Origin of the sequence: Burkholderia pyrrocinia (assembly GCF_001028665.1) — a bacterium.
Lineage (GTDB): Bacteria > Pseudomonadota > Gammaproteobacteria > Burkholderiales > Burkholderiaceae > Burkholderia > Burkholderia pyrrocinia.
The window spans coordinates 1140357-1152663 of sequence record NZ_CP011503.1; the positions used below are offsets into that span (position 1 = coordinate 1140357).

Below are 12307 nucleotides of genomic sequence, written 5' to 3' on the forward strand. Positions count from 1 at the left end.
GGCGCGTCCTGTCACATCACGATCGAAATCGATCGGGCGTAAGATGTGCGTCCGTTCCCCGCTATCCCGCGTTTCCGGAGACGTTTCATGCTGAAACACGGCCTGGCCGTCCTGCTTGCGAGCGTCGCGCTCGCCGCCCATGCGCAGAGCCCCGCACCGGCCTCCGTCGCATGGGAGATCCAGGTGGTGCGCGACGGTCAGACGATCGACACGTTCCAGCAGCGCACCACCGTGGGTCAGACCCGCACCGATACCCATCGCTATCCTTCCGCCGTGCCGGTCGGCTGCGGCAACGCCGCGCGCGTCGTGCCGACCGAGCGCTCGCGCTCGGTGACGGTCGCGCCGCTCACCGTCGACGCCAGCGCGAACACGGTGTCGCTCGCGCTCGACGTGCAGGAAACGCTCGACGACGAAAACGCGACGCGCAGCGATCCGTGCGTGCCCGCATCGCCGCGGCAGATCGTCGCAAGCCACCCCGGCCTGTCGGTCGGCAGCGACGCATGGACCGACTGGACGCTCGTCGAGCAGCGTCCGCATCTCGTGTACCGCGTGCGTGCGCACGTCGCGAAGGACTGAGCGTCATGTCCGCCGACGCCCTGTCCCTGCCGTTCGCCGAACCGCACGCCGCCCCCGACGAAATCACCGCGGTCAGCTGGAACCTGCACAAGGGCCGCTCGCCGCTCGGCTTCACCGCGTGGAACGCGATGCGCAACTGGATGCAGTCGACGCACGCCGACGTGTATTTCCTGCAGGAAGCGATGGCGCGCCGCATGCCGCGCCCGATGCTCGCCCCCGGCTTCGGCGCGCAGATGGACGACGCGGTCGACGACGTGTGGCACTGCCAGGCCACCGAGATCGCGCATGCGCTCGACTGGCAGATCGCGCTCGGGCCGAACGTGTTCAAGCCGTCGTGGCGGCACGGCAACGCGATCCTGTCGCCGCATCCGCTCGACCTCGGCGGCCGCTGGGACATCTCCGCGCACCGTTTCGAGCGGCGCGGGCTGCTCGTCGCACGCGCGACGCTCGCCGGCGCGCGCCCGGTCACGCTGCTGTGCGCACACCTCGCGCTCACGCGCGCCGCGCGGCTGCGCCAGATGCACTGGATCGCGCACTGGATCGTGCGCAATGCGGGCGACGGCCCGCTGATGCTCGCCGGCGACTTCAACGACTGGCGCAACGATTCGGTCGCGCTGTTCGGCGAGATCGGGATGTCCGAGGTCGCGACGCTGCTCGGCGAATCGGGCCGCACGTTCCCTGCGTTCTCGCCGGCGCTGGCGCTCGACAAGATGTTCGTGCGCGGCCTGACGCCGCTCGAATGGCGCGCGCCGTCCGGCGAGGCCGCGTGGCTGTCGGACCACCTGCCGTACATCGCGCGCCTGCGCCTCGATCCGCAATAACCGCGCAATAACGGCGCGATCGCGATCCGCCGCAAGCGCGGCCGCGCGGCGCACGCTACATTAACGGCTTGCCCATCCCGCCACCGAGCCGTCCGAGGCCCGCGCCGCCATGTCCTACCTGCCGATCCTGCTGCAAATCGCCGTCGTCTATCTCGTCGCGGCGATCACGCCCGGCCCGAATTTCTTCATGATTTCGCAACTGTCGCTCGCGGGGCGGCGCAGCCTCGGCGCCGCGTCGGCGCTCGGCGTCGGCACCGCGTCGGTCGCGTGGGCAACGCTCGCGATGCTCGGCCTCGCCGCCGTGCTGCACCAGGTCGAATGGCTGTACGAGGCGATCCGGATCGGCGGCGCCGTCTATCTCGTGTATTTCGGCTTCAAGCTGCTGCGCTCGGGCGTGCGCCGCGACGCGGCGCCGGCCGACGCACCGGACGAACGCGCGCCGCTGGCCGCGCCGCACGCGCGCGACTACCTGCGCGCCTATCGCGGCGGCCTGTTCACCTGCCTGACGAACCCGAAATCGTGCGCGTTCTGGACCAGCGTATTCGCGGCGATGCTGCCCGCGCATGTGCCGCTGTGGTTCAACGGCGCGGTGCTGGTGACGATCGGCGTGCTGTCGGCCGGCTGGTATTCGTGCGTCGCGTACCTGTTCGCGAGCCCGCGCGCGCAGCGCGGCTACCGGCGCGTGCGGCGCCCGCTCGACGCGCTGTGCGGCGTCGCGCTCGTCGGCCTCGGCGCGAAACTCGCGGCCGACCGATGAAAGCAGATTGAAATAATTCGTTGCGCCAAATCCGCGCAACCGCGGGGGTCAAGCCCGCGATCAGCGCCAACAGGGTAAAATAACGAGTTCGTCAATCGTCTGTCATCGAGAAGGCGCGTGTCCGACGCGCCGGCCGGCCGATCCGCGATCGGGCCGTCGCACTCGGTTTTTTTTGCCCATTTTTGGGCCCGTTACACGCGTTCGCTACGCGCGTCCGTTTTCAAAGCCATGAGCAAATACGACACCGCCACCGTCCAATCCGTCCACCACTGGACCGACACGCTTTTCAGCTTCACCTGCAGCCGTGAGGCGAGCCTGCGCTTCAACAACGGCGAATTCACGATGGTCGGCCTCGAGGTCGACGGCAAGCCGCTCGCGCGCGCCTACTCGATCGTCAGCCCGAACTACGAAGAGCACCTCGAATTCTTCAGCATCAAGGTGCAGAACGGCCCGCTGACGTCGCGCCTGCAACACCTGAAGGTGGGCGATACCGTGCTGATCGGCAAGAAGCCGACGGGCACGCTGGTCGCCGACAACCTGCTGCCGGGCAAGACGCTGTGGATGCTGTCGACGGGCACGGGCCTGGCGCCGTTCATGTCGATCATCCGCGATCCGGACATCTACGACCGCTTCGACAAGGTGATCCTCACGCACACGTGCCGCCTGAAGGGCGAGCTCGCGTACATGGACTACATCAAGCACGACCTGCCGGGCCACGAGTACCTGGGCGACATCATCAAGGAAAAGCTCGTCTACTACCCGACGGTCACGCGCGAAGCGTTCGACAACGAAGGCCGGATCACCGACCTGATCGCGACGGGCAAGCTGTTCACGGATCTCGACGTTCCGCCGTTCTCGCCGGAACACGACCGCGTGATGCTGTGCGGCAGCACCGCGATGCTGAAGGACACGACCGACCTGCTGAAGCAGGCTGGCCTCGTCGAAGGCAAGAACAGCGCGCCGGGCCACTACGTGATCGAACGCGCGTTCGTCGACTGATCCGTCCCCGGAATTTGCGCCGCATCAAAAACCGGAGCTTTCGCTCCGGTTTTTTTTTCGTCCCCACTTGGCGAATTCGTAACAAACTGGGACCATCTCATCTCAAATAGTTACATTTCGATACGTCATCGCCCGGTGCTCGGGTGTCAGTGTTTTTCCTACAACAGCTTCATCCCGATTATTCACATTTACCCTTAAATGTCCGTCTGACATGACTTTTACGGAATTTTTGAGATATTATTCGGCGCGCGTGGTTGCCGCTCGGATACGTGTGAAGGGTCGGATGCAAGTGTTACAAAACGTAACTTTTGTTACCTCGGCATGGGGCGATTCACTGGCGGCGACCGTCATCGAAACGGCAGCCGTTCCACGCAGCCAGCCGGTGTCTGAACCGCTTTCTGACAGCAGGGAGAGTCATGGATACGTCGCTTAACGCGCCCCCGGGCGCCCACGCCCCGTTCCCGTCGCCGCAGCTCGTGCATGGCTGCGCCGCTACTCCGCCCATTGCCGAAGCCGCGCCGACACGCGATGCCTGCGCCGCGCGCATCGCGGCGCTGTCCGCCCAACTGCTTGCCGCCGACGAAGCCGCCCGCCGCCATCTGGCCGGCGAGCTGCACGACGGGCTCGGCGCCGAACTCACCGCCGCGCGTTTCGCGCTCGCAAACGTTCAAACGTGGCTGCCGGCCGATGCGCCGGACGGCTGCCTGCGCGCGCTGGAGCTTGCCCAGCAGGCGCTCGACGCCGCAACCGACGCGAATCGCCGGCTGATCGACGAACGCGACACGCCGGCGCTCGACGCGGGCGTGGTCGGCGCGCTGTCGTCGTGGGTCGACAGTCATGCGACGCGCACGGGCCTGCGCACCAGCTTCGTGTGCGCGGCCGACGCGCGCCTGACGCAGATCGCCGGCGCCAGCGCGCTCGCGGTGTTCCGCGTCGCGCAGGAAGCGCTGTCGAACGTCGCGAAACACGCACGCGCGGCGTCGGTCGACGTGCGGATCGTCACCGACGGCACGCATCTGTCGCTGAGTGTCTCCGACGATGGGACCGGTTTCGCCCGACGCCGCCGCACCGGCTACGGCCTCGCCGGCATGCGCGCCCGCTGCGAAGCGTTCGGCGGCAGCTTCGAGACGGCCACGCCGGAAACCGGCCACGGCACGCGCGTCACCGCGCGCTTCGCGTGGGATTCGCTGCTCGCGGTGCCCGTCGCGGCACGCCGCGCGTCGCTTTCGTGAGGTCGGCATGAGCCTGAACATCCTGCTCGTGGACGATCACGCAATCGTCCGGCAAGGGATCCGCCAGTTGCTGATCGATCGCGGCATCGCGCGCGACGTGACCGAGGCCGAGACCGGCGGCGACGCGATGGCTGCCGTCGACAAACAGGAATTCGACGTGATCCTGCTCGACATCTCGCTGCCGGACACGAACGGCATCGAGGTGCTCAAGCGCCTCAAGCGCAAGCTGTCGCGCACGCCGGTGCTGATGTTCTCGATGTACCGCGAGGACCAGTACGCGGTGCGTGCGCTGAAGGCCGGCGCCGCCGGCTACCTGTCGAAGACGGTCAACGCCGCGCAGATGATCGGCGCGATCCAGCAGGTCGCGGCCGGCCGCAAGTACGTGAGCCCCGCGATGGCCGAGGCGCTCGCCGAATACGTGTCGTTCGAGAACGAGCCGCTGCCGCACGAGAAGCTGTCCGACCGCGAATACCAGACGCTCTGCATGCTCGCATCGGGCAAGCGGCTCACCGACATCGCGAACACGCTGTCGCTGTCCGTGAAGACGGTGAGCGTGTACCGGTCACGGCTGCTCGAGAAGATGCGGCTGTCGAACAACGCGGAACTCACGTTCTACGTGATGAGCAACCGGCTCGTCGACATGGCGCCCGCGGCCGGCGCCTGATTCGTCCGATCCCCCCGACACATCGGATTCGTCCGATCCAACGACGCGGCACGCCGCGTCGCCTTCAACAGCTCCCCGTTTCGCGCGCAAGCGCTTGTTTTACCGGACGATTCCACGGCACGCCGCTGCGCCGCAGCGGGTCTTGTTCGCCAAATCGGCTAAAATTACGGGTTTTCACTCAGTCAGCGCCGCCGCGCTCGCGCGCGCTGGCCATTCATCCGCAATGTCTCTCTTCCGCAAGAAAAACGTCGATCGCATGATCGCCGGCGCGCACGCCGCCGGACTCAAGAAAGCGCTCGGCGCGATCGACCTCACCTTCCTCGGCATCGGCGCGATCATCGGCACCGGCATCTTCGTGCTGACCGGCACCGGCGCCGTGCAGGCCGGCCCCGCACTGATGCTGTCGTTCGTGATCGCCGCGATCGCATGCGGCCTCGCGGCGCTGTCGTACGCGGAATTCGCGTCGACGATCCCCGTCGCCGGCTCGATCTACACGTATTCGTATGCGACGCTCGGCGAGCTGGTCGCATGGATCATCGGCTGGGACCTGATGCTCGAGTACGGCCTCGCGGCATCGGCCGTGTCGGTCGGCTGGTCGGGCTACCTGCAGTCGCTGCTGCAGGGCTTCGGGCTGTCGCTGCCGACCGTGCTGACGGCCGCGCCCGGCGCGGTGCCCGGCGTGGTCACGTGGTTCAACCTGCCCGCGTTCCTCGTGATGCTCGTGATCACGACGCTGCTGTCGATCGGCATCCGCGAATCGACCCGCATCAACAACATCATGGTGTTCATCAAGGTGTCGGTCGTGCTGCTCGTGATCGCGGTCGGCGTGTTCCACGTGACGCCCGCGAACTGGAAGCCGTTCATGCCGCACGGCTGGAACGGCGTGTTCGGCGCGGCGGCCGTGATGTTCTTCGCGTTCATCGGCTTCGACGCGGTGTCGTCGGCGGCCGAGGAAGTGAAGAATCCGAAACGCGACCTGCCGATCGGCATCATCGCGTCGCTCGCGGTGTGCGCGGTGCTGTACGTGACGGTCGCCGCGGTCGCGACCGGCATCGTGCCGTCGGCGCAGTACGCGAACATCTCGCACCCGATCTCGTACGCGCTGCAGGCCGCCGGCGAGAACTGGGTCGCGGGCTTCATCGACCTCGGCGCCGTGCTCGGCATGCTGACCGTGATCCTCGTGATGAGCTACGGCCAGACCCGCATCGTCTTCGCGATGTCGCGCGACGGCCTGCTGCCGGCGACGCTGTCGCGCGTGCATCCGCGCTACGCGACGCCGTTCCTGACGACCTGGCTCGTCGGCCTGTTCTTCGGCCTGATCGCCGCGCTCGTGCCGCTCAACGTGCTCGCCGAACTGATCAACATCGGCACGCTCGCCGCGTTCTCGATGGTGTCGATCGCGGTGCTCGTGCTGCGCCGCACGCACCCGGACCTGCCGCGCGCGTTCCGCTGCCCGGGCGTGCCCGTGGTGCCGATCCTCGCGGTCGCGTCGTGCCTGTTCCTGATGCTGAACCTGCAGCCCGTCACGTGGGCCGCGTTCGGCATCTGGCTCGTGATCGGCCTCGTGATCTACTTCCTGTACTCGCGCCACCACTCGAAGCTCGCGCACGGTCACCACGACGCGCACTGACCTCCGCCGCTGCGCGCGCACGCCGCGCGCAGCGGTTCGACGCCGCGCCGGGCCGTTGCCGGCCTCGCGCGGCACACCCCTTCCCCTGCCGAACCCGCCGCCGGCCACGCGCCGCAGCGCCGTTCCCCCGCGCGATCGTGTCCGATCGTCGCGAAATCTTGCCTGATCGTCCGGATTTGCCCGCACGAATTGCACGCTGCCTGCACACGCGCGCCGGGCGGTTCATAATCCCGCCATCGAACGACGGCCCGGACCGGCGGGCCGTCCGGCAACAGGAAAAAGATGATGGAAAGCGTCGATCTCGATGTACTGAAATCCAGCGCGCGCTGGATCGAAGAAGGCCGCCGCGTGCTGCTCGTGACGGTCGTGAAGACGTGGGGCTCGTCGCCGCGCCCCGAAGGCGCGATGCTCGCGGTGCGCGAGGACGGGCTCGTGGTCGGCTCCGTGTCGGGCGGCTGCATCGAGGACGACCTGATCGCCCGCGTGCACGCGAGCGGGATCGCGGCCGATGCGCGCCCGGAAGCGCTCAAGTACGGCGTGACGGCCGAGGAAGCGCACCGCTTCGGGCTGCCGTGCGGCGGCACGATCCAGCTCGTGCTTGAGCCGCTCACGCGTGACAGCGGAATTGCCGCGCTGTGCGCGGAAGTCGAGGCCGGCCGCCTCGTCACGCGCACGATGACGCTCGCGACCGGCCGCGCGTCGCTGTCGCCCGCACAGGCGGCCGACGGACTCGCGTTCGACGGCGAGCGGCTCGTGACGATCCACGGGCCGCGCTACCGGATGCTCGTGATCGGCGCCGGCCAGTTGTCGCGCTATCTGTGCCAGATCGCGGCCGGGCTCGACTACCAGGTGACGGTGTGCGATCCGCGCGAGGAATACACGGATGCGTGGGACGTGCCGGGCACGCGCGTCGTGCGCACGATGCCCGACGATACGGTGCTCGACATGAAGCTCGATGCGCGTTCGGCCGTGATTGCGCTCACGCACGATCCGAAGCTCGACGATCTCGCGCTGATGGAAGCGCTGAAGACACCCGCGTTCTACGTCGGCGCGCTCGGCTCGCGGCGCAACAACGCGGCGCGGCGCGAGCGGCTGCGCGAGTTCGACCTGAACGAAGCCGAACTGGGCCGGCTGCACGGGCCGGCCGGCATCTACATCGGCAGCCGGACGCCGCCGGAAATCGCGATCTCGATCCTGGCCGAGATCACCGCCGCGAAGAATAACGTGTCGCTGCCGACGATCCTGCAGGTCGAGGGCGCAAAGGCCGCGCGAGAAATCGCGGCGAACAGCGGCGCGGCCTGCGGCCTCTGAGCCGCACCGGCCAACCGCCTCGGCCGCGCCGGATGCGCGCCGGAAGCGAACGAATCGGTTCGCGCCGGCGTCAGGCCGGCGCGATCGTCGCTCAGGTCAGGCCGGCGGCAAGCGCCGCGGCAACCGAACCGACCACCAGCACGACGCCGACCGTGCGGCGCTTGTTCAGCTCGGTCCACAGCAGCACGCCCGTCAGCGACAGCAGGATCAGCGAGCCCGCGATCGTATCCATCAGCAGCACCCAGCCGAGGTTCATCCCGACGCCGCGATGCAGGTTGTTCAGCGTCGTCAGGAACGTGTTGTCCGTGCGCTTCACCGACACATAGCCGTTGCCGACCCAGTATTCGGCCTGCAGGTTCTGGTGCGGGCCGAACAGGCCGAACTGCCAGTGCTCGGGCTGCATCACGCGCTGGTCGCCCCATGCGACGGCCTGCGCGGGATCCTTGCGGATGCGGCCGGGCCGGCCGTCGAAGTGCAGTTCGTGCTGCAGCCATTTCGTCATCGCGGCGGGCGTCTTCGGCACCGGATCGGGCAGCGCGATCTGCATCTGCTCGACCTGCGGCTCGCCGGTCGGAATCTTCAGCGGCGGCGCGCGATGGTTCAGCAGCACGCCCGTCACGCCGAACAGCAGCCCGAGCACCGCCCCCCACAGCCCGACCCAACCGTGCACCTTGCGCAGCCACTTGATGAAGGTCGCGCGGCGCGAGCGCTGGCGGCGCGCGGCCAGTTCGTCGTCGGTCAGCGGGCGGGCCGCCGGATGCAGCACGGTGACGCCCGCGCGCGGCATACCCGTTTTGGGAGGGTCGATCGTTTCGGGCGCGTTCACGCGGAAGGTTCCATTCGTTCAAAACAACGGGCGGCGCGCAGAGATCGCGCGCCGCCCGGCAACATGAAAATGAGAATGGATATCATTACATAAATCGAATTCCGGCTCAATCGGTCCGGCTACGCAGCGGCGGGCTCGACGAACCAAGGAACGCGGACGATGCAGACACGTTGCGCCGGAATATCGACAAATGGACGACAAATGCCGGCCGAATAATCCCGCAAGACCGGGACAGCATTTCGTAAGAAGCGGCGCGGCGGCGCGCCGTTCAGCGCAGCGGCGGCAGCGGAAAACGCGGCGCGGCGCCGTCCGGCGCGGGCTCGGTGCGATCGAGCGCGTACAGCCATGCGAGCAGATCCGCGACGGCCTGGTAGAGCTGCGGTGGAATCCGGTCGTCGAGGTCGACCTGCATCAGCAGCGACACCATCTCCGGCGCCGTATGCACGTACAGCCCCGCATCGTGCGCGCGCGCGACGATCATCTCGGCGAGCACGCCGTAGCCCTTCGCGACCACGCGCGGCGCCGCATCGCCGCCTTTCGGGTCGTAGACGAGCGCGGCCGCACGCTTGCGGGACGTCATGCTCATTGCGGCACCTCGTCGTCGGCGCCCGGCATACCCGCCGCACCGCGCGCATACGCGGCGGCGGCGGCCTGCGCGGCAAACAGGTCGAAGCCGTCCGGCCCGTCGTCGACCGCGCGGATCGACAGTCCGCCCACCCGCAGCCCCGATCCCTCGAGCCGCTGCCGCAGCGCGGCTTCGTGCCGCGTGAGGCGGTCGGCGCCCGTCTGGTTCGCACGCAGCCGCGCGACGAGTTGCGCGCCGTTCAGCACCAGCTCCGCGTCGACCGTGCCGAGCGACGGCAACGTCAGCGTCAGGCGCGTGCGCCATGCGATGCCGTCGCCCGCGTCATCGCCACCGCCGCGCGGCGCGCGGCTGCCCGGATCGTCGGGTTCGATCGTCCAGTCGAGCCGTGCGCCGGGCCACGCCTCGCCGGTCCAGCGAAACTGGTCGGTCGCAAGCGCGTCGAGCTGCTGCCTGACGAGCGGCACGGCGGCCGGGTGCACGGGAGCAAGCGTCTGCGCCTGCGGATCGGACGACGCGGCGGCCAGCTCGGCACGCGCGGGCGTCCAGCGCGGGTCGGCGTGCGCGCCGAGCGGATCGGCGGTGTCGGGCGGCAACGACGCGCCCTGCCGGGCGGCCGCCGGCAACGTCTGCGCGGGGTCGCGAGCGGGTGCGCCGCCTTGGGCCGGCAGGCCCGCTTGCGCGGTCGCCCGCGTGGTCGCCGGCAGCGGCGTGCGCGGCGCGAGCAGTTCGTCGAGCACGTCGGTCGAGTCGTGCTGCGCGGCATCCGGGTCGGCCGGCGCGAGCGCAGCCGTCAGGCGCGCCTGCGGCTCGCGCATCAGCGCCGCGAGCGGACGCTGGCCGGCCAGCCACTGCGCCAGATGGGATTCATAGAAGAGACCGCTCTCGCTCACGGCCTGCGCGAGCGCTGCGCGCAACGCCGTGACCGGCGGCAGCGCGGTCGTTTCGCGCGCCGCCGCTGCGGACGAAGCTGCAGCGGAAGAAGGCGCGGAAGACGCCGCCGGATCGGACGCGGCCGGCGCACGCGCCGGCACGGCCGGATCGGTCAGCAGCACGGCGGGATCGGCCAGCAGCGGCGCACGCCCGGCGATCGCGGGCGTCGCGTCGCCGCCCGCGCGCGAGATCGCGTCGAGCACGCGCCCGACGTCGGACAGCGCGGTCTGCGTGGAGGCTTGCGGCGCGGCGGGCTGGCTGCCGGCCGGAGGCGGGGAAGACACGCCGACGCCCGGCGTGCCGACCTGCGCGGTCGCGCCGCCGCCGGCGGGCGCCGATACGGTGCCGGTCAGCAGGCTGTCGAGGCGGCTCGCCAGCAGCGCGGCCGCAACGGGGTCGATACCGGTCATGATCGGAGCCTGCTCACCTCAGCGACATCGTTGCGAATCCGGGAGCAGCACGCCGGTGCGGCCCACGGGAACAGCGCGCGTGCCACGTGCGGCAACGGGCACGGGCGCCCCGCGCCCGTCTCCCCGGAAAACGGGCCCTACCCGCGCGCGCGGTAGAGATCGGTCAATACCTGGGTCGAGCGCCGCGCCTCGAACAGCGCGGACAGCCGCGCGACATCCGGGCTCGCGAGATCGCGGATCGCGGCGTCGTCGGCCAGGATGCGGCGAATCAGGTCGAGCTTGCGGCCGAGATCCGATTCGTCGAGCGCAACGCCCGGATCGGCTTCCTTCAGCCCGTCGACGAGCTGCATGAATTCGGCCTGCAACCCCGGCAACGCGCTCCAGTCGGCGCTGCGCGCGGCGCACAGCATCCGGCCCGACACGGCGGCGAGCGCCTCGTAACGCGCGAAGTATTCGGCCTTGAGATTCATCGTGCTGCTTCCACTGCCTGTTGCGCGGCCATCCGCGCGACTTCCGGGGCGATGCCCGTCCATGCTTCCTCGAGCGTGGCGAGCAGCCCGTCGATCTCGACCAGCATCGCGTCGCTCGCCTGCGCGTTCGCTTCCAGCAGGCGCCGGCCGATATACGCATACAGCGCGTCGAGCCGGCCCGCGATCTCGCCGCCCGCGTCGCGGTTCAGCGACGCCTGCAGGCCGCTCTCGACGATCCGGATCGCCTTGCCGATCGCTTCGCCGCGTGCGGACACGTTGCCCTGCTGCAGGTGCATGCGCGCCAGTGCGATCGCCTGCCGCGCGCCCTGGTACAGCATCGCGATCAGCCGGTGCGGGGACGCGCCCATCACCCCCGTCTCGACGCCGACACGCGCGTAGGCACTGGCTCCAGCGTGTCCTGGGGAAAACATGCGCTTCTCCTTGTGATGCCTTGGCTATACGGGAGCCGCCGCCGTGCATCGCACGACGCGGCCTTCTCCGGAGTTATCGGAAGGGATTTGAAAAGCTTTAGGCGCGCGGGGCCGCCGGCGGGAGCGGGAAACCGGCCCGCCGGCCCCGGTTGGCAAGCCCGGTTGGCAAGCCCGGTTGGCCGGCCCTGGGTCGCCGTCGCCCGGATAGCCGTCCTGTCACACCGACATCTGCATGATGTCGTTGTAAGCGCTCACTAGCTTGTTGCGGACCTGAAGCCCGAACTGGAAGCCGATGTTGGCTTTCTGCATGTCGACCATCACGTCGTTCAGCGACACGTTCGGCGCGCCGACCTCGAACGCCTGCGCCTGGCCGAGCGCGTGCTGCTGGTCGCCGCTGATCTTGTCGAGCGACGCCTTCATCGCGCTCGCGAACGTGCCGGCCGTCGCCGCGCCCGAGCCGGCAAGCGCCGCCGTCGGGCTCGCGACGCCGCCCGACGCCTGCGCGGCCATCGACTGCATCTGTTGCAACACCGAACCGATTCCGCTGACGTTCGCAGTCATGCTGTCCCCAGACATAAGAGAAGAGACCCGGACGCACCGGGCGTTTCCGCCGGCGCCGCACCACGCGCACCATGCCGGATCGCGAAAAAGGATAGCAGCGCGC

General features: G+C 69.1%; 14 protein-coding genes. 8 read left to right on the top strand and 6 right to left on the bottom strand.

Features of this window, described 5'->3' with window-relative positions:
* Positions 1-87: 87 nt before the first annotated feature.
* The 8 genes from ABD05_RS05295 to ABD05_RS05330 all read left to right on the top strand — a co-directional run bounded on the left by ABD05_RS05295 (position 88) and on the right by ABD05_RS05330 (position 7990).
* Positions 88-576, top strand: a complete 489-nt coding sequence (locus ABD05_RS05295) for a hypothetical protein (protein WP_047899268.1) — start codon at positions 88-90, stop codon at positions 574-576.
* A 5-nt stretch (positions 577-581) separates the two neighbouring features.
* Positions 582-1397, top strand: coding sequence for an endonuclease/exonuclease/phosphatase family protein (locus ABD05_RS05300; protein ID WP_047899269.1), 816 nt, complete (start codon positions 582-584; stop codon positions 1395-1397).
* A gap of 109 nt (positions 1398-1506) precedes the next feature.
* Positions 1507-2154 carry a LysE family translocator gene (locus ABD05_RS05305; protein ID WP_047899270.1) on the top strand — a complete coding sequence of 216 codons (648 nt, stop codon included), beginning with the start codon at positions 1507-1509 and terminating at the stop codon, positions 2152-2154.
* 228 nt (positions 2155-2382) lie between these two features.
* The gene (locus ABD05_RS05310) at positions 2383-3153 is read left to right on the top strand and encodes a ferredoxin--NADP reductase (RefSeq protein WP_047899271.1); all 771 of its coding nucleotides are present in this window, start codon (positions 2383-2385) and stop codon (positions 3151-3153) included.
* 416 nt (positions 3154-3569) lie between these two features.
* Complete coding sequence (gene rqpS, locus ABD05_RS05315) at positions 3570-4385, top strand: quorum system sensor histidine kinase RqpS (protein ID WP_047899272.1); 816 nt, start codon at positions 3570-3572, stop codon at positions 4383-4385.
* Positions 4386-4392: 7 nt separating this feature from the next.
* Entirely contained in the window at positions 4393-5049 is a 657-nt protein-coding gene (rqpR, locus tag ABD05_RS05320; protein ID WP_047899273.1) for a response regulator transcription factor RqpR, read from the top strand.
* 223 nt (positions 5050-5272) lie between these two features.
* On the top strand, positions 5273-6679 hold the full coding sequence (locus ABD05_RS05325; protein ID WP_047899274.1) for a branched-chain amino acid transporter BcaP: 1407 nt from the start codon (positions 5273-5275) through the stop codon (positions 6677-6679).
* 285 nt (positions 6680-6964) lie between these two features.
* Positions 6965-7990: an XdhC family protein gene (locus tag ABD05_RS05330; protein WP_047899275.1), complete on the top strand. Its 1026-nt coding sequence runs from the start codon at positions 6965-6967 to the stop codon at positions 7988-7990.
* 91 nt (positions 7991-8081) lie between these two features.
* Here the strand turns inward: ABD05_RS05330 and ABD05_RS05335 are convergent, their stop codons facing one another.
* From ABD05_RS05335 to fliE, 6 genes are all read right to left on the bottom strand, one after another.
* Positions 8082-8816 carry a PepSY-associated TM helix domain-containing protein gene (locus ABD05_RS05335; RefSeq protein WP_047899276.1) on the bottom strand — a complete coding sequence of 245 codons (735 nt, stop codon included), beginning with the start codon at positions 8814-8816 and terminating at the stop codon, positions 8082-8084.
* 268 nt (positions 8817-9084) lie between these two features.
* Positions 9085-9402: an EscU/YscU/HrcU family type III secretion system export apparatus switch protein gene (locus ABD05_RS05340; RefSeq protein ID WP_047899277.1), complete on the bottom strand. Its 318-nt coding sequence runs from the start codon at positions 9400-9402 to the stop codon at positions 9085-9087.
* Positions 9399-10742 (bottom strand): flagellar hook-length control protein FliK, encoded by a 1344-nt coding sequence (gene fliK, locus ABD05_RS05345; protein ID WP_047899278.1) that lies wholly within the window; start codon positions 10740-10742, stop codon positions 9399-9401. The genes ABD05_RS05340 and fliK overlap by 4 nt, the downstream gene beginning before the upstream one ends.
* 137 nt (positions 10743-10879) lie before the next feature.
* Positions 10880-11212, bottom strand: a complete 333-nt coding sequence (locus ABD05_RS05350; RefSeq protein ID WP_047899279.1) for a flagellar protein FliT — start codon at positions 11210-11212, stop codon at positions 10880-10882.
* Positions 11209-11643, bottom strand: coding sequence for a flagellar export chaperone FliS (gene fliS, locus ABD05_RS05355; RefSeq protein WP_047899280.1), 435 nt, complete (start codon positions 11641-11643; stop codon positions 11209-11211). Before fliS ends, ABD05_RS05350 begins: the two co-directional genes overlap by 4 nt.
* Positions 11644-11859: 216 nt before the next feature.
* Positions 11860-12204, bottom strand: coding sequence for a flagellar hook-basal body complex protein FliE (gene fliE, locus ABD05_RS05360; RefSeq protein ID WP_047899281.1), 345 nt, complete (start codon positions 12202-12204; stop codon positions 11860-11862).
* Positions 12205-12307: the final 103 nt, after the last annotated feature.